This is a genomic window from Massilia agri, from assembly GCF_024753255.1.
Classification (GTDB): Bacteria; Pseudomonadota; Gammaproteobacteria; order Burkholderiales; family Burkholderiaceae_D; genus Telluria; species Telluria agri.
Genome location: NZ_JANUHA010000001.1, coordinates 349059 through 366399, shown reverse-complemented (window position 1 = coordinate 366399; position 17341 = coordinate 349059). Strand labels below are relative to the sequence as shown.

General features: G+C 66.9%; 17 protein-coding genes. 8 read left to right on the top strand and 9 right to left on the bottom strand.

The features are described 5' to 3' along the window. The first annotated feature begins 48 nt into the window (after positions 1–48). A complete protein-coding gene (locus NX780_RS01620; RefSeq protein ID WP_258826122.1) occupies positions 49–474 on the top strand; it encodes a YciI family protein in 426 nt (141 codons plus the stop codon). Positions 475–478: 4 nt separating this feature from the next. On the opposite strand, the gene NX780_RS01615 is transcribed toward NX780_RS01620, so the two are convergent. Further along, positions 479–2683 (bottom strand): O-linked N-acetylglucosamine transferase, SPINDLY family protein, encoded by a 2205-nt coding sequence (locus tag NX780_RS01615; protein ID WP_258826121.1) that lies wholly within the window; start codon positions 2681–2683, stop codon positions 479–481. A 255-nt stretch (positions 2684–2938) separates the two neighbouring features. Here NX780_RS01615 and NX780_RS01610 point away from each other — a divergent pair, with 255 nt between their 5' ends. Beyond that, on the top strand, positions 2939–4543 hold the full coding sequence (locus NX780_RS01610; RefSeq protein ID WP_258826120.1) for a methyl-accepting chemotaxis protein: 1605 nt from the start codon (positions 2939–2941) through the stop codon (positions 4541–4543). A gap of 72 nt (positions 4544–4615) precedes the next feature. Next, positions 4616–5182, top strand: coding sequence for a hypothetical protein (locus NX780_RS01605; protein WP_258826119.1), 567 nt, complete (start codon positions 4616–4618; stop codon positions 5180–5182). A 90-nt stretch (positions 5183–5272) separates the two neighbouring features. Here the strand turns inward: NX780_RS01605 and NX780_RS01600 are convergent, their stop codons facing one another. The 4 genes from NX780_RS01600 to NX780_RS01585 all read right to left on the bottom strand — a co-directional run bounded on the left by NX780_RS01600 (position 5273) and on the right by NX780_RS01585 (position 9686). Continuing rightward, on the bottom strand, positions 5273–7513 hold the full coding sequence (locus NX780_RS01600) for a RelA/SpoT family protein (RefSeq protein ID WP_258826118.1): 2241 nt from the start codon (positions 7511–7513) through the stop codon (positions 5273–5275). Positions 7514–7710: 197 nt separating this feature from the next. Beyond that, positions 7711–7914, bottom strand: coding sequence for a DNA-directed RNA polymerase subunit omega (gene rpoZ / locus NX780_RS01595; RefSeq protein WP_005665923.1), 204 nt, complete (start codon positions 7912–7914; stop codon positions 7711–7713). 53 nt (positions 7915–7967) lie between these two features. Then, the gene (gene gmk, locus NX780_RS01590; protein ID WP_258826117.1) at positions 7968–8612 is read right to left on the bottom strand and encodes a guanylate kinase; all 645 of its coding nucleotides are present in this window, start codon (positions 8610–8612) and stop codon (positions 7968–7970) included. A 186-nt stretch (positions 8613–8798) separates the two neighbouring features. Further along, positions 8799–9686 (bottom strand): YicC/YloC family endoribonuclease, encoded by an 888-nt coding sequence (locus NX780_RS01585; RefSeq protein ID WP_258826116.1) that lies wholly within the window; start codon positions 9684–9686, stop codon positions 8799–8801. A gap of 95 nt (positions 9687–9781) precedes the next feature. Between NX780_RS01585 and NX780_RS01580 the strand changes: the two genes are divergently transcribed. The 3 genes from NX780_RS01580 to rph are packed head-to-tail and all read left to right on the top strand — an operon-like array spanning position 9782 to position 12462. Further along, positions 9782–10768, top strand: coding sequence for a serine/threonine protein kinase (locus NX780_RS01580; RefSeq protein ID WP_258826115.1), 987 nt, complete (start codon positions 9782–9784; stop codon positions 10766–10768). A gap of 27 nt (positions 10769–10795) precedes the next feature. Beyond that, positions 10796–11716: a PP2C family protein-serine/threonine phosphatase gene (locus tag NX780_RS01575; protein WP_258826114.1), complete on the top strand. Its 921-nt coding sequence runs from the start codon at positions 10796–10798 to the stop codon at positions 11714–11716. 11 nt (positions 11717–11727) lie between these two features. Then, positions 11728–12462: a ribonuclease PH gene (gene rph / locus NX780_RS01570; protein ID WP_258826113.1), complete on the top strand. Its 735-nt coding sequence runs from the start codon at positions 11728–11730 to the stop codon at positions 12460–12462. Positions 12463–12471: 9 nt separating this feature from the next. Here the strand turns inward: rph and NX780_RS01565 are convergent, their stop codons facing one another. Beyond that, complete coding sequence (locus NX780_RS01565; protein ID WP_258826112.1) at positions 12472–13065, bottom strand: tetratricopeptide repeat protein; 594 nt, start codon at positions 13063–13065, stop codon at positions 12472–12474. A gap of 130 nt (positions 13066–13195) precedes the next feature. Here NX780_RS01565 and rdgB point away from each other — a divergent pair, with 130 nt between their 5' ends. Beyond that, on the top strand, positions 13196–13780 hold the full coding sequence (gene rdgB, locus NX780_RS01560) for an RdgB/HAM1 family non-canonical purine NTP pyrophosphatase (protein WP_258826111.1): 585 nt from the start codon (positions 13196–13198) through the stop codon (positions 13778–13780). Then, positions 13777–15018: a radical SAM family heme chaperone HemW gene (hemW, locus tag NX780_RS01555; RefSeq protein WP_258826110.1), complete on the top strand. Its 1242-nt coding sequence runs from the start codon at positions 13777–13779 to the stop codon at positions 15016–15018. The genes rdgB and hemW overlap by 4 nt, the downstream gene beginning before the upstream one ends. A gap of 4 nt (positions 15019–15022) precedes the next feature. Here hemW and NX780_RS01550 read toward each other — a convergent pair whose 3' ends face one another. The 3 genes from NX780_RS01550 to NX780_RS01540 all read right to left on the bottom strand — a co-directional run bounded on the left by NX780_RS01550 (position 15023) and on the right by NX780_RS01540 (position 17240). Beyond that, positions 15023–15742 carry a zinc-binding metallopeptidase family protein gene (locus NX780_RS01550; RefSeq protein WP_258826109.1) on the bottom strand — a complete coding sequence of 240 codons (720 nt, stop codon included), beginning with the start codon at positions 15740–15742 and terminating at the stop codon, positions 15023–15025. 108 nt (positions 15743–15850) lie between these two features. Further along, complete coding sequence (locus tag NX780_RS01545; protein WP_258826108.1) at positions 15851–16291, bottom strand: thioesterase family protein; 441 nt, start codon at positions 16289–16291, stop codon at positions 15851–15853. A 52-nt stretch (positions 16292–16343) separates the two neighbouring features. Beyond that, positions 16344–17240 (bottom strand): LysR substrate-binding domain-containing protein, encoded by an 897-nt coding sequence (locus NX780_RS01540; protein ID WP_258826107.1) that lies wholly within the window; start codon positions 17238–17240, stop codon positions 16344–16346. Positions 17241–17341 lie beyond the last annotated feature (101 nt).

Here is a 17341-nt window from a genome sequence, read left to right as displayed (position 1 = left end):
AGGCGGGCCAATCACGCCGATTGTTCAAACAACCAGACGGAGGATGCGATGCGTTTCATGATTTTGCTGAAAGCGGACAAACACAGCGAAGCGGGCGAGATGCCCGACGAGGCACTGCTCACGGCCATGGGCAAGTTCAACGATGAACTCATCCAGGCCGGGGTGATGGTCGGCGGCGAGGGCCTGCATCCGTCCTCGCGCGGTGCGCGGGTACACTTCAGCAAGGACGGCGGCGTGCGCGTGACGGATGGTCCCTTCGCCGAAACCAAGGAATTGCTGGCCGGTTTCTGGATCTGGCAGGTCAAGTCGAAGCAGGAGGCGATCGACTGGGTCAAGCGGGTCCCGATGCCCATGCTCAGCGGCGAAGCCGAGATCGAGATCCGCCAGATCTTCGAGATGGACGATTTTGGCGAGGCAATGACGCCGGAACTGCGCGAACAGGAAGAACGCCAGCGCGCCGCCCTGGCCGGCTGAAGCCTCAGCCCTGCGCTGCCGGCTGCGTCGGCGGCAGCGTTACTGCGAAGCTGTCGGCCGGCAGGCCGGCGCACCAGCGCCGCCACATCGCGCGCAGCGCGAGCTCCACGCCGTCGGCGACGCGCCGCATGGCATCCTCCGTGGGCCTGGCCATGTGGGCGCGCATCTTCGCGCGCATATTCGTCAGGCCTGCCAGCCTCCCCGGGAAGCTGAGCCCGCGCTCCACGAACTCGTCGAGGTTCGGGGCGGCGTACTGGGGCAGCCCGTTCTGGCGCAGGATGGTGGCGCTCTGGCGTCCGGCCGGCGTGTCGCCCTCGACGGTCAGGGTCGGCACGCCCATCCACAGCGCGTGCAGGGTCGTGGTGCCGCCCGAATAGGGGAAGGTGTCGAGGTTGACGTCGACCTCGTTGTGCAGGGCCAGGTAGTCGCGCATGCCGGTGCGCGGGTAGAAGCGCACGCGTTCGGCGGCGATGCCTTCCTCGGCCAGCCAGCCCAGCAGCTCCTGGTGACCGCCGCCTTCGGGCATGCCGGCCACGACCAGGCGGGCATCCGGGATGCCGCGCAGGATGCGGCTCCACACCGCGATCACGGTGCGGCTGATCTTGCTGAGCCGGTTGAAGCTGCCGAAGGTGAGGTAGCCGTTCGTCGCCATCGGCGGCGGCACGACGTCGGGCGCGTCCGCCGCCGGCTGGAAGGGCGCCGTCACCGGCAGGTGCAGCAGCTTTTCCGTGAACAGGTGGTCGTATTCGCCGGGCGGCATGCTCACGCGGTCGGTGAAATAGTAATCCATGGTCGGCAGGCCGGTGCTGAAGGGGTAGCCGATCCAGGTCGCCTGCAGCGGCGCCGGCTTGCGCGCGAACACGCGCATCCGGTTGTGGGCCGTGTGGCCGGACAGGTCGACCAGGATGTCGATGCCCTCGCGGCGCACCAGGTTTTCCAGCGCCGCATCGTCCAGTGCCGCAACGTTGTGCCAGACTGCCATGTAGCCGCGCAGGCGCGCGCTCGTCGCATCTTCGTGCACGTTGGTATGGTAGGCATGGAGCCGCAGGCCGGGCCGCCCGGCCAGGCGTGAGAGCACCGGCTCGAGGAAGCTGACCACGGCATGGTGGCGCAGGTCGCCCGAGACGAAGCCGACCCGTAGCACACGCTCCGGGTCGCGGCTGTTGGGCCAGGGCTGCGGAGGGCCCAGGCGTCGCGTCAGTTCCTCGCCGTAGCGGCGATGTTCCTCGAACAGATCGGCGGGCGCGATGCCTTCCATCTGGCTCAGGCAGAACAGCAGATTGCTGTACGCATCCGCATGCGCCGGATCGAGCCGCAGCACGGTGCGGTAGGCCGCGACGGCATCCCGGGCGCGGCCCTGGCGCGCCAGCACCACGGCCAGGCTGTTGCGGGCCTCGACGTGCTGCGGGTCGCAGGCCACCGCCTGCGCGGCGCTGGCATGGGCCTCTTCCAGCCGCCCGGCCTCCGCCAGCACCACCGCGAGATTGTTGTGCGCCCCGGCGCTCCCAGGCCGCAAGGACAGATCCCGGCGTGCGACCTGTTCCGCTTCCTCCAGCCGGCCTGCGTGCTTGAGCAGCTGGCCCAGGTTGCCGAGAGTCTCGGTGTCCACGGGTCCCAGCAGCGCCGCCGCGGCCATGGCCTCGATGGCGCCCCGCAGCTCGCCCTGCAGGTGGCGCACGGCGCCGAGCAGCTTGAAGCCGAAGGGGTGCCGGGGGAAGCGCTCGCACAGCAGGCGCGCCGCCTGCGCGGCCGCCTCCAGGTGGCCCGTGGTGAATAGGGAAGTGGCCGCGTCGGTCTCTTGCTCGCTCGGTGCGCCAGGCGCGGTGAGTTGCTGCGCGATCGCGTCGACCGCCGCGCCCTGCAGTCCATGCTGCCGGCCCAGTGCGAGCAGCTCGCGGGCGGTGTCGAACTGGCGCGCCTCCATCAAGGCTTCCAGATAGGCGATCCAGTAGTCTTCGCGGGCAGGATCGGCCTGGAGCGCCTGCGCGCAATGCGCGATCGCATCGGGCAGGCGCCCGGCCTGCCGCGCGAGCAGCGCGAGCCCGGCATGCGCGCCGCCGTGGCCGGGCAGGAGCGTGAGAACGCCCTCGTACAGGGCGGCCGCCTGTGCGAAGCGGCCGGACTCGATGTCGCCTTGTGCGGAATGCATCGCGTCCCGCGCGAGCTGCTGGATGTCGTCGCCGGAGGCGGTGCTGGTCGAATGGTGCATGGGGCTACGATAGTGGATGGCCCCATGAGGGTCAAGGCCGGGGCTGCTCATGCCAGGCGCCAGTCCGGGCTGTGAATCCGTAAAAACCCTGAGTTGCGGATATGCCGCAATACGGCCAGGTTTCCGTACGGCAATGCTATTCTTCGGCGCTGCGCCGCGGTCCGGCCGCGCGCACCATCAGACGACGGACTCCCGTCAACGATTCATCCATTTCCCGGTCGCCGCATGGCGCCGCATCCCAGAAGGAAACCCGCTGTGAAAAACCTCAAGATCGGTGCCCGGCTCGGCATTGGTTTTACCGTCGTCCTCGTCCTGCTGCTCGTCGTGACCGTGACCGCCCTGGCGCGCATGCAGACGGCCGGCGACCTCACTTACCGCCTGGTCAACACCAGCATCAAGAACCAGCGCAATGTGGCCGAATGGGCCAAGCTCATCGAGATGAACAATCTTCAGCTCGAAACCGCGATCATGGTGAGCGATCCGGCGGTGGCCGCCGACGTTGCCGAGCGCATGAAGAAGGTGTCGGCGCGTTCCACCGAGCTGCAGAACGACATCGAAAAATCGCTGCGCAATCCCGGCGTGAAGGAGCAGTTCAAGGTCGTGAAGGAAGAGCGCCTCGCCTACCTGGCCGTGCGCGATGCCCTGTTCAAGGCCAAGTTCGCAGGCGAGGACGCACTGGCGGCCACGGTCTTCCGCGAGCAGCTCAAGCCGCGTGCGGCATCGTATTACGCGGCGATCGACAAGTTCGCGAAGATGCAGATCACCGCGGCCGACGGCGTGGCCGCCTCCATTCTCGATTCCTATGCCAGCACCCGCGTGATCCTGATCGCGCTGGGACTGGCCGCCGTCGCGCTGGGCGTGGCCTGCGCCTGGTGGATCGGCCGCTCGATCACGCTGCCGATCCGCGAAGCCGTCGCCGTGGCCGAACAGGTCGCCAGCGGCAACCTCTCCAGCCACATTGTCGCCAGGAGCCGCGACGAAACCGGCCAGCTGATGCGCGCGCTTGGCAAGATGAACGACAACCTGGCCGCCATCGTCGGCCGGGTGCGCACCGGCACCGGCACCATTTCGGTGGCATCCGGCGAGATCGCGGCCGGCAACCAGGACCTGTCAAGCCGCACCGAGCAGCAGGCCAGCGCGCTGGAAGAAACCGCGGCCTCGATGGAAGAGCTGACCTCGACCGTGAAGCAGAACGCGGACAATGCGCGCCAGGCCAACCGCCTGGCGGGCGAGGCCGCGATGATCGCCGACCAGGGCGGCGACATGGTGGCGGAAGTCGTGTCGACCATGGGTGCGATCAATGAGGCCTCGCGGAGAATCGCCGACATCATCGGCGTCATCGACGGCATCGCCTTCCAGACCAACATCCTGGCGCTGAACGCGGCGGTCGAAGCGGCGCGCGCCGGCGAGCAGGGCCGCGGCTTCGCGGTCGTGGCTTCCGAAGTGCGCAACCTGGCCCAGCGCTCGGCCGCGGCGGCGAAGGACATCAAGGCCTTGATCGACGATTCCGTGGCCAAGGTCGAGGAGGGCAGCGGACAGGTCGACCGCGCAGGCGTGACGATGAAGGAGATCGTGCGCAGCATCGGCCAGGTGAGCACCATCGTGAACGAGATCGCCGACGCCAGCGAAGAGCAGCGCGCCGGCATCGAGCAGGTGAACGGTGCGATCGTCGAGATGGACCGCGTGACCCAGCAGAACGCGGCCCTGGTCGAAGAAGCGGCCGCCGCGGCGGTGGCGATGCAGGAGCAGGCGGCGGAACTGTCGGCGCTGGTCGGGACCTTCCAGCTCGAGCGCGAGCCGCATGGGCTGCGCGCCCGCCCTGCGCACGGGCAGCTGGCCCTGGCCGCGCAGCCGGCCTGACGCCCTTGCGATTGCCAGGCGCTTGCCCCACACTGGCGCCTCACGACACGAGCACTCGAAAGGACGCAGCACATGGGCTATTCCATCGCCTGGATTCTGGTACGCGGCAAGACGAAAGAAGACATCCTCGCCCAGCTGGCGCTGGCCGACACGGGCGCGCCGGATGAGGCGAACGAAAGCCCGGTGTCCGGGGCCGCGCTGCCGGACGGAAGCTACCTGCTGTTCTTCAACGACATGGCGCACGCGGCCACCCAGGCGCCGAACATGACGCGCTTGTCCGATGGATGCGAAGCGCTGGGCTGCCAGGTGGAGGAAAATGTCATGGCGAGCGCCGCCTTCCTGTACAAGGACGGCGTCAAGGCATGGGACGTCGTGCACCTGGCGGACCAGGGCCTCTACCACCTCGCGGTGGACGGGGCGCCGCCTGCGCTACTCGACACCATCCATACCGAAATGAAGGCGAGCCAGGACGAGGAGGGCGGCGAGGACGCGCAGGTGGACTGGCTGTTCGAGGTGCCGCTCATGCTGGCCACCGCGCTCAGCGGCTACCGCCACGACGAGGCGGCGCTGCTTTCCGGTGACACGCTCGTGTTCACGGAACTGGTTCCGGCGACGCCGGACGGCGGCCGCCGGCACTGATGACCCGGCAGCGGCAGGCCGTTCTCCTGGTCGAAAGCGTCGTCGAGCCAGCGTTCGGCCAGGATGTCGAAGGCCGCGCCGACCACCGCTTCAGGAGCGTTCGCGCTCGACCCGGTTCACGCCCGCGACGCGCCGCAGGTTGCGGATCAGCTGCGCCAGGTGCACCCGGTCCTTCACCTGGATGGTGAAGCGCAGCTGCGTCATCAGGTGTTCGTCGTCCTCGTCCATGCCCACATAGGTGATGTTGGCGTCGGACTCGCCGATCTCGGCGGCGACACGGGCCAGGATGCCCTTCTCGTTGTTGATGAGCAGGCGAATGCGGCAGTCGAAGCGGCGGTTCAGCTCCTCGCCCCACTGCACGGCGATCCAGCGGTCCGGCTCCTTGGCGCGGATGCGCTTGGCCGGCAGGCAGTCCTCGGTGTGCACCACCAGGCCCTGGTCGCGGCGCAGCTGGCCGGTGATCTGGTCGCCCGGGATCGGCAGGCAGCATGGCGCCAGCTGCACCGACACGCCTTCGCTGCCGTAGATGGTGACCGGGTCGATGTCGCTGGAAGGCAGCGGCTGGGCCGTCGGCATGAGCTCCGGGTCGCCTTCCATCAGGCCGAAGATGTGGCGCGCCACCAGGGCCGGCATGCGCTTGCCGATGCCGATGTCGGCGTACAGCTCTTCCATCGACTTGGCCGAGGATTCGGCCAGCAGCTTTTCCACCGTCGCCGGCGGCAGCTCCGGACCGATGTTGCGCGCGGCGAGGGCGCCGGCCAGCAGTTCCTGGCCCAGCTCCACCGACTCGTTCACGTTCACGGTGCGCAGGTAGTGGCGGATCGCGGAGCGCGCCTTGCCGGTGCGGACGAAACTCAGCCAGGTCGGGCTCGGGCGCGATTCCGGATCGGTCACGATCTCGACGATGTCGCCGTTGTGCAGCTCGCTGCGCAGCGGGGCCGGCTCGTTGTTGATGCGCACCGAGACCGTGTGGTCGCCGATGCCGGTGTGGATCGAGTAGGCGAAGTCGAGCGCCGTGGCGCCGCGCGGCAGGGCGATGATCTTCGACTTCGGCGTGAACACGTAGACCGAATCCGGGAACAGGTCGACCTTGACGTGCTCGAGGAACTCGGCCGAGTCGCCGGTCTGCTGCTGGATGTCGAGCAGGGACTGCAGCCAGGCGTGGGTGCGCTGCTGCAGGTCCGACATGTTCGAATCGCCGGTTTTATACAGCCAGTGCGCCGCCACGCCGCTTTCCGCGGTGCGGTGCATGTCCTGGGTGCGGATCTGGAACTCGACCGGGGTGCCGTAGGGGCCGATCAGGGTGGTATGCAGTGACTGATACCCGTTGATCTTGCGGATCGCGATGTAGTCCTTGAACTTGCCGGGCATCGGCTTGTACAGGGCGTGCAGGGTGCCGAGCGCCACGTAGCAGTTCGGGACCGTGTCGACCACCACGCGGAAGCCGTACACGTCCAGCACCTGCGAGAAGGACAGGTGCTTGTTGCGCATCTTCTTGTAGATGCCGTACAGGGTCTTCTCGCGGCCGTAGACCTCGGCCTGGATGCCGCTTGTCGCCAGCTGGTTCTTGACCGCCTCGAGGATCTTCTTGACCACTTCGCGGCGGTTGCCGCGCGCCGCCTTGATGGCCTTGGCCAGCGTGAAGTAGCGCAGCGGGTAGAGGTGCGAGAAGGACAGGTCCTGCAGCTCGCGGTAGATGTCGTTCAGGCCGAGGCGATGGGCGATCGGCACATAGACTTCCATGGTCTCGCGCGAGATGCGGCGGCGCTTGGCCGGGACCATCACGCCCATGGTGCGCATATTGTGCAGGCGGTCGGCGAGCTTGATCAGGATCACGCGCACGTCCGACGCCATGGCCAGCAGCATCTTGCGGAAGTTCTCGGCCTGGGCCTCGATCTGGCTCTGGAACTCGATCTTCTCGAGCTTGGACAGGCCGTCGACCATGTTCGCGACCTGGGCGCCGAAGCGCTCGATCAGCTCGTCCTTCTTGACGTCCTGGTCTTCGATCACGTCATGCAGCAGCGCGGCCATGATGGCCTGGGCGTCGAGCTTCCACTCGGCGCAGATTTCCGCGACGGCGATCGGATGGGAGATGTAGGGTTCACCCGACTTGCGGACCTGCCCGAGATGCATCTCGTCGGAGAAGCGGTAGGCTTCCTTGACCTTCTTGAGCTCGGCGGGAGTGAGGTAGTCGGACAGCTTGTTGATGAGCTGCGTGACCGAGGCGACGCCCGGCGCGGGCGCCGGTGCCTCGGCGTCTTGCGGTTTGCCCGGTCGCTTGGAGCGGGCAGGGGTTCCTGGATGGGTCGAATCCGGGGAAGACAAACTCATATGTAATATCGATCAGCCAGTGTAGGCACAGAATAACAGAATATCGATATACCTAAACCCGCCATACTAGAAGGGGGGGGCGAGAAACCGTAGCGAGCGGCAGCGATGTTGGTTGAGAAGCGCAGCTGTACGAGTAGTACAGCGAGCATCGCAAACCGACAGCGCAACGCGCAGTAGGTTTATCGAGCCCCCGGGTATTACATCGGAACCTTTTTGAGCATCTCCAGGCCGACCTTGCCGGCGGCGATCTCGCGCAGGGCGACGACGGTCGGCTTGTCTTTCGCTTCGACCTTCGGGGTGTGGCCCTGCAGCAGCTGGCGTGCGCGGTAGGTCGCGGCCAGGGTCAGCTGGAAGCGGTTCGGGACGTTCTTGAGGCAATCTTCGATGGTAATGCGGGCCATGTTCACTCCTGAAAGTACAAATGCGGCATGCCTTGCGGCGCCGCTGATGGGTATTACGTAGGTTGTTGCGCGTGGATTCCCAGCTGGGCAAACAAGTCGGCGTTGCGCGCGGCCTGTTGGGCGAAGCGGCAACGTGTCGCTTTGACAATCGCCTGCAGTTCCGCGAGGGCGACGTTGAACTCTTCGTTGATGATAGCATATTCGAACTCCGGAGCGTGAGCCATCTCCCCACCGGCGGCCAGCAGGCGGCGGGTGATGATGTGGGGCTCGTCGGTGCCGCGCTTGTGCAGGCGCTCCTCCAGGGCTTCGATCGACGGCGGCAGGATGAAGATGCCGGCCGCGTCGGGGAACTGCTTCCTCACCTGGCGCGCACCCTGCCAGTCGATCTCCAGCAGGATGTCGGTGCCGAGCTTCATTTCCTGTTCCACGGTCAGGCGGCTGGTGCCGTAGTAGTTGCCGTGCACTTCCGCCCATTCCAGGAACTCGCCGCGGTCGGCGCGCGAGACGAAATCTTCCGCCGTCGTGAAGTGGTATTCGCGGCCATCCTGCTCGCCCGGACGCGGCGGGCGGGTGGTGGTCGAGATCGACAGCTTGATGCCCGGCTCCAGCTTCAGCAGGGCGTTGACCAGGGTCGATTTACCGGCGCCGCTGGGGGCGGCGACGACGAACAGGCTGCCGGAGAGGGCGGGAGTGATCATGTTGTATTCCTTGTTACGTTCATTCGTTGCGGTATCGATGGCCGCTTGGTGTTCATCATAAGTTTGAACGCGTGGGCGGGAAACCCGCCCACCCTACGAAAACCGCTTGGCTGTTCGTAGGGTGGGCGGTCCCCCGCCCACGCGTTCAAATCACCGTCGCGCTGTTGCGCAACGACAACAATCTAATTATTCGAGGTTCTGGACCTGTTCGCGCATCTGCTCGATGAGCAATTTGAGCTCCATCGACGCATCCGCCAGCTCCTTGACGGAAGCCTTCGCGCCCAGCGTATTCGCCTCGCGGTTCAGCTCCTGCATCATGAAGTCGAGGCGCTTGCCGACCTGGCCGCCTTTTTTCAGGATGTGGCGGGTTTCGTTCAGATGGGCCGACAGGCGCGACAGCTCTTCGGACACGTCGATGCGGATGCCGTACAAGGTCACTTCCTGGCGGATGCGCTCCAGCACTTCCTGGCGGCTCAGCACCGAAGGATTGCCGTGGCCGGCCAGGCCCAGCGCGTCCTGCATGCGCTCGACCGCCTTCTGCTGGAACTGCGAAATCACCTGCGGGATGAGCGGGGTGATGCGCTTGACGATGGCTTCCATCGATTCGATGCGTGACAGCAGCATCGTCGCCAAAGCCGCGCCTTCGCGCCTGCGGCTGTCGACGAAGGCGGCGACCGTGGTGGCGGTGAGGGCGGCGACGTCCGCCTGCAGCGACTCCTGGCCCACGGTCGATTCCTCGATCACGCCGGGCCAGCGCAGCAGTTCGGCCACCGTCATCTGGGGGGCGGACGCGAAGTGTTTCGTGATTTCGCTCTGCAGGCGGGCGAGGTCGGCCAGCAGCTCCTGGTTCAGCGCCTGCGAACCGCCGGCCGTCTTGCGGCCGAAGGAGAGGCGCACTTCGACCTTGCCGCGGGTGATGGCGGCCATGATGGCCGAGCGCAGGTCGGGTTCCAGGGCGCGCAGGTCGTCATTGATGCGGAACTGGAGATCGAGGAAGCGCGAGTTGACGCTCTTGATCTCGATCGTGAGGGTGCCGGCAGCGCCTTCGCTGGTGGCAACCGCATAACCTGTCATGCTAGAAATGCTCAAAGGGATCCCCGGTTTTTATTCTTTACAAGGCCGACATTTATCCCACACAATTGCCCTGTTAAGCAAGGAAACCTTCCCGGATGGCCGCACAGAATAACGCACCCCTGCCTGATGGGCTGGAAATTGCTGGATATCGCATTGTAAAGAAAATTGCGTCCGGTGGGTTCAGTATTGTTTATCTGGCATATGACCCCGAAGGCAATGCGGTGGCCATCAAGGAATACCTGCCCAGCCAGCTCGCCCTGCGTGCGCCCGGCGAGCTCGCGCCGACCGTCTCCAAGCCCAATCTGCCGGTGTTCCGTATCGGCCTGAAGTGTTTTTTCGAGGAGGGGCGGGCGCTCGCGCGCATCGTCCATCCGAACGTGGTGCGGGTGGTGAACTTCTTCCGCGCCAATGAGACGGTGTACATGGTGATGGCCTACGAATCCGGCCACACCCTGCAGGACCACATCGCCCGCCTGCACGCCAAGGGCAGCCGTGTGAACGAGACCGCGCTGCGCCAGCTCTTCAACGGCGTCTGCGCCGGCGTGCGCGAAGTCCACGCGAACAAACTGCTGCACCTGGACCTGAAACCGGCCAATATCTACCTGCGCAGCGACGGTTCGCCCCTGCTGCTCGACTTCGGCGCGGCGCGCCAGACGATCAACATCGACGCGCCCATGCTGGCGCCGATGTACACGCCCGGCTTCGCCGCTCCCGAGCTGTACAGCAAGGCGCAAGCGCTCGGCCCCTGGACCGACATCTACAGCATCGGCGCGGCCATGTATGCCTGCATGACGCGCGCCATGCCGCAGCCGGTCGAGGCGCGCAAGGCCGAGGACAAGTGCGAGGCCCAGCTCGCGAAACTCGAGGGCAGCTATTCGCCGGAGCTGGTCGACATGGTGCGCGCCTGCCTGGCCCTCGATCCTTTGCTGCGTCCGCAGAGCGTGTTCGCGATGCAGAAGGTGCTGCAGGCGCCGCCCACGCTGGCGCCGCAGGTGGAGGCGGCACCGGAACCGGAACAGGCGCCGGGAGGTTGGCGCGGCATCGCCCAGCGCATCGGCTTGAAGCGCGGCGCGCGCGGTTAACGCACACAGGAGCACACAGGAGGCAGCATGCAGTTTTCCGTCTACCAGCAGACCCACATCGGCGGCCGCAAGGTCAACCAGGACCGCATGGGCTACAGCTTCACGCGCGACGCGCTGCTGCTGGTGCTGGCCGACGGCATGGGCGGGCACCTGGGCGGCGAGATCGCCGCCACCATCACCCTGCAGACCCTGTCGATGATGTTCCGCATGCAGGCGCGCCCCTACGTGAAGAAGCCCGAGCGCTTCCTCGAAGAAGCGCTGATGCAGGCCCACTGGGACATCCTGAGCTATGCCGAGACACACAAATTGCCCGAGACCCCGCGCACCACGGTGGTGGCCTGCCTGGTCCAGCACAACTGCGCCGTGTGGGCCCACTGCGGCGACTCGCGCCTGTACTGGGTGCGCCGCAACCAGGTGCTGGCGCGCACGCGCGACCACTCCCACCTCGAATACCTGATCGAACGCGGCCGGGCGACGGAGGCCCAGCGCAATACCCACCCGGACCGCAACAAGCTGTACAACTGCCTGGGCGCCGGCCAGTCGCCCAGGATCGAGATCTCGAACCAGGCCAGCCTGGAAACAGGCGACACCCTGCTGCTGTGTTCGGATGGCCTGTGGTCGATGCTGCCGGAGACCGAGATCGTGCACCGCCTGTCCACCTCGACCGTCGTGCAGGCCGTGCCCGACATGGTTGCGATGGCGGCCGCGATCGGCGGCGCGCGCGCCGACAACACGACCGCGCTGGCCATCACCTGGCAGGGCGCGGGCGCGAGCAATGCGCCCGGCGTGATCTCGACCCAGATGCTGCCCGAGAACGAGGTCAGCTCGACCATCACGACCGGCGAGCCGCTGCCTTCCGGTGCGGACGCCTTCGACGAAGACGAGATCGAAAAAGCGATCGCCGAGATCCGCCAGGCGATCGAGAAGTCTTCCCAATTACTCAAATAACAAGGACATCCATGAGCTTCGAACAACGCCCGAGCGGCCGCGCGGTCGACCAGCTGCGCGCCATCCGCATCACCCGCCAGTACACCAAACACGCCGAAGGTTCGGTGCTGATCGAATGCGGCGACACCAAGGTGATCTGCACCGCCAGCATCGAAGAAAAGGTGCCCGGCTTCCTGAAGGGGAAGGGCCAGGGCTGGCTGACGGCGGAATACGGCATGCTGCCGCGCTCGACGCACACCCGCATGGACCGCGAGGCCGCGCGCGGCAAGCAGTCCGGCCGCACCCAGGAAATCCAGCGCCTGATCGGCCGCTCGCTGCGCGCCGCCTTCGACCTGGAAGCCTTCGGCGAACGCACCCTGCACCTGGACTGCGACGTGATCCAGGCCGACGGCGGCACCCGCACCGCCTCGATTACCGGCGCCATGGTGGCGGCCTATGACGCTTTCCAGGCGCTGGTGGGGCAGGGCCTGCTCGCGGCCGTGCCGGTCCGGCATTTCGTGGCCGCGATCTCGGTCGGCGTCTACCGCGGCATGCCGGTGCTCGACCTGGACTACGTCGAGGATTCGGATTGCGACACCGACATGAACGTCGTCATGACGGAAACCGGGCACTTCATCGAAGTGCAGGGCACGGCGGAAGGCGCGGCCTTCGACCGTGCCGGGATGAACCGCCTGCTGGACCTGGCCCAGGGCGGCATCGCGGAACTGGTGCGCCTGCAGAAAGGCGCGCTCGGCCTGGCCGCCTGATCCGGCGTTTCAGCAGCCGAAGTCCTCGTAGGACAGCTTGGCCGGCTGGTCCTTTTGCGCCAGGTCGGCCCATGCGCGGCCGGCCTTGACGTCTTTCCCGACGCCTTCGCCGGCGCACAGCTTGATCGCCACGCTGGCCATGGACGAGACGAAGCCGTGCTTCGCGCCGGCCAGGTAAAGGGCGTAGGCGCGGGCGTCGTCTTTTTTCGCAAACTTCGTATCGCGGTTATAGATGTCGGCGAGCCGTTCGTGGGCCACCGGATGGCCGGCCTGCACGGCGCGCTCGAACAGCTCGATCGCGCGCTGCTTGTCGCGACAGCCGCCCAGGCAATACCAGAGCCAGGTGCCCAACAGGTACTGGGCGGCCGGCACGTTGGCGTCGGCCGCCATGCCGATCAGCTCATAGCCGCGGTCGAAGCGTCGCTCGGCCATCATTTCATAGGCCAGCTGCACGGTGGCGGGCATGTCCCGCTGCGCGTGCAGCCGTTCGAGGGTGGCGGTGTCGAGATCGCGGACACGGTCGAGGTAGGGATCGGACCACTCGGTGGCGCAGGCGGCCTGCGCGGCGAAAGCGAGGCCGAGGGTAAGCAAAAGTTTCTTCATGGGAACAATTGTACGCTTCGCCGGGTGTCGGGAAAACCCTGCTGTGTGCCGTCTGCAACGCTCCGGCAGGCCGATGTGGACCGGGCGGAAGCGGTAAAATACCTGCTTTGTCCATCCGCTTTCCCTCGCCATGACCCAACGCCTCGTCCTCGCCTCCAACAATGCCGGCAAACTCAAGGAGTTCGCCCAGATCCTCGCGCCCATCGGCTTCGAGCTGCACCCGCAAGGCGAATTCGACGTCCCGGAAGCGGAGGAGCCCTTCGGGACCTTTGTCGAAAACGCGCTGGCCAAGGCGCGCCACGCCTCGCGCCTGACCGGCCTGCCGGCGTTGGCGGATGATTCTGGCGTCTGCGTCAACGCGCTGGGCGGCGCGCCCGGCGTCTATTCGGCGCGTTTCGCCGGCGAGCCGAAGTCCGACGCCCGCAACAACGAGAAGCTGGTCGCCGACCTCGCCCGGCATGCGGACAAGTCCGCGTACTACTACTGCGTGCTGGTCTATGTGCGCCACGCCGACGACCCGCAACCGGTGATCGCAGACGGCATGTGGCGCGGCGAGATCATCGATACCCCGCGCGGGGCCAACGGCTTCGGCTACGACCCGCACTTCCTGATCCCGTCGCTCGGCAAGACCACTGCCGAGCTGGATCCGGCCGTGAAGAACGCCCACTCGCACCGCGGCCAGGCCTTGCGTGCACTGGTAGAAAAACTGAAATGATCCCGATTAAAGTCGCCGGCTCCAACCCTGCGCCGGGCGAACCCCGCTCTCCTGCGGCCACGGCCCTGCAATACCTGCAGCCGGGGGCGCTGAACCTGGCCGCACTGCCGCCGCTGTCGCTCTACATCCACTTCCCCTGGTGCGTGCGCAAGTGCCCTTATTGCGACTTCAATTCGCACGAGGCGAAGGGCGAGCTGCCGGAGAAGGAATACCTCGACGCCGTGCGCCTGGACCTGGAGCAGTCGCTGCCCATGATCTGGGGCCGCAAGATCCACACCGTCTTCATCGGCGGCGGCACCCCGAGCCTGATGTCGGCGGCGGGACTGGACCGCCTGCTGTCCGACGTGCGCACCCTGCTGCCGCTGGAGCTGGACGCCGAAATCACGATGGAAGCCAATCCCGGCACCTTCGAGGCCGAGCGGTTCAAATCCTACCGCGACAGCGGCGTGAACCGCCTGTCGATCGGCATCCAGAGCTTCAACGGCGCGCACCTGGCGGCGCTGGGCCGCATCCACGACGAGGCCGAGGCTTTGAAGGCGGTCGAGATCGCGCGCTCGACCTTCGACAACTTCAACCTCGACCTGATGTTTGCGCTGCCTTCGCAGACCCTGGACGAAGCCCGTCGCGACCTGCAAACCGCGCTGTCCTTCGCGCCGCCGCACCTGTCGATGTACCACCTGACGATGGAGCCGAACACGGTCTTCGCCAAGTACCCGCCGGCCTTGCCGGATGACGATACGAGCGCCGACATGCAGGACATGATCCTGGAAGCGACGGCAAACGCCGGCTACCAGCACTACGAGGTCTCGGCCTACGCCAGGGCCGGCCACCGCGCGAAACACAACCTGAACTACTGGCAGTTCGGCGACTACCTCGGCATCGGCGCGGGCGCGCATTCGAAGATCTCCTTCCCGCACCGCGTGCTGCGCCAGGCGCGCTACAAGCAGCCGGGCTCCTTCATCGAGGCGGCCAGGCGCGGCAATCCGGTGCAGGAAGAGCACGAGATCGCACGCGCCGACATGGGCTTCGAGTTCATGCTCAACGCCCTGCGCCTGACGGAGGGCTTCGACCCGAACCTGTTCGGCGAACGCACCGGCATGAACATCAGCGCCATCACGAAGGCCCTCAACGAGGCCGAAGCCAAGGGCCTGCTGTACCGCGACTTCAAGCTGATCAAGCCCACCGAGCTGGGCCAGCGCTTCCTGAACGACCTGCAGGAGATGTTCCTGGCGGCCTGATTCCTCAGGTGCGCTGGGCGCCCGCCAGGGCGCGGATGGTGCGCGCGAGCGCGTCGACGACGCGCGCCGTGGCCTCGTAGTCCGGTTCGCGCGTGGCGGTCTGGTGGTAGGGATAGCGCTGGAAGGCGGTGTCGGTCACCATCAGGCTGGAATAGCCTCCCGCCGCATGGCCGGATAGCGTGAGGCCCATGGCGTGTGCGGGGCTCGCCAGCCCCTGTGCCGGCGCATCCGGCTGGGCCGTGAAGGCGCCGAGGGCCTGGCGCACGCGGGCGGAAGCGGAGGGCGATCCGGCGAAGGCGATGAAACTGCCTGCTCCCTGTTCCAGGAACACCAGCCGGATTTCGGTGCCACGGCTGGGCGCCATGCCCTTGAGCAGGCGCGCCAGCTCGAGCAGGGCGGCCGCGCCGCTGCCGTCCCCGCCGGTGCGCACGCCGACGATGAACATGCGCTCCGGACGTCTGCCGGTCGCCGTGTTCGACAGTGCGGCCTCGATCTCCTTTCCCTCCCGCCGCAGGCGATAGCCATACGCGCCCAGCGTGGCGGCCAGATGCGGCACGGCAGCCTGTCCGCTGCCCTCGGCCAGCACCCGCGCATGCGCCTGCAGCCGCGCCGCGGTGCCAGGGGAGCGGTCCGCCGAGTCGGTTTCGAGCGTGAGGGTGGCCAGCGCGATCGCGACCAGGATCACGATGAGGGTCTTCCAGTGGGTTCGGGCGAATTTGCGCATGGCAGCTGGTCTTTCCAGGGCTTCAGCCCGCAGGCATTCATGCGTCCAGTGTAGCGAGCTTGCGCATCCGATACCGGTTCAATTCCGCGCTTCAATTCCGTGCTTCACTCAGCGCGCGCTGCCGGGCAGGACCTGGAAGTCCTCGGTGCGGTCGAGCGCGCGCAGCGGTTCGGCCAGGTTCGGCGGCGGCACCGCCAGCTTGCGCTGGCGGAGGTCGAACCAGCCGGCGGTCGAGGTCACGCGCGCGCACAGCGCGCCCTCGCGGAAGAACTCGTTCCGCAGCATCATGCGGCTGGCGTCGTCGGACAGTCCGGCCAGGGCGAGCGTGACGGTGATCTCGTCGAGCAGCTGGCATTCGCGGAAGTAGTCGATCTGGTCGCGCATCACAACGGGCCCGAGCTGCAGCCGCGCGAACTCCGACATCGGGAAGCCGTGCGCGGCGAAGTACATCATGCGCACGTCGGCCGACTTGTCGAGGTAGGCCGTGTTGCGCATGTGGGCATTGAAGTCCATGTCGCCCCAACCGGCGATGAGGGTTTGCTGGTACATGTCGTTCTCCTGTGCGTCGCCAGCCGTCACTATACCGCCTCACAAACCGGGGTCAGGCCTGACCCCGACCCATCTCGGCGCCCTGGACGCGCAGCCAGGCCTGGGCGGCCGCCACCTGCGGTTCCGGCGCATGTCCCGCGCTGCTGACCAGGGTATAGGTGTGTCCCGGTATCGCCGGACCCGGCAGCCGCACCAGGCGTCCCGCGGCGAGTTCGCCGGCCAGCAGTTCGAGGCTGAGCAGGGCGACACCCTGGCCGGCGAGCGCCGCCTGGATGGCGTGGCCCTCGTCGGAAAAGCGCAGCTGGCCCGGACGCGCCGGCCATGGCAGGCCGGCCGCCGCGAACCAGGCCGGCCAGGTGGGATTGAGCGGGTGTTCGCGTGTCCATTGGAATGCGATCAGCGGGGTCCCCGCGTCGGCGGGATCGGCGTCCCGCAGCGCCGGGCTGGCCAGCGGCGCGAAGCGATCCGCGAACAGCGGCTGCGCCACCATGCCGGGATAGGGGCCGCGCCCGTAGCGGATCGCCAGGTCGGCCTGCTCGCCGCCGAGTTCGACCAGCTGGTCCGATGCATGCAGTTCCAGGTCGATGTCCGGGTGCTGGCGGCGAAAGTCGGCGATCCGCGGCGCCAGCCAATGGGCCATGAAGGCGTTCGTCGCCGAAATCGTGACCGGCCGCGACGCCTGCGGCGCGCCGAGCCGGCGCAGCACGGTCTCGAAGGCGTTGAAGCCGTCGCGCAGCACCGGGTAGAGCGCGGCGCCGGCCTCGGTCAGGACCACCCTGCGCACCTGCCGGTCGAACAGCACCAGGCCGGTGTACTCCTCGAGAAAACGGATCTGGTGGCTCACCGCGGTCGGCGTGACGGCGAGTTCGGCCGCGGCCTGCTTGAAGCTGCCGTGACGGGCCGCGGCCTCGAAGGCACGCAAGGACGAGAGAGGAGGGAGGCGCCGCATATCGGGACGGGTGAGATTAATTCACCTTATGCCTGATAATTACTAGTTTGTCAACGTTTCGCTCCAGGCCTATCGTTCCGGTACCGGCACACGGCCGGCAA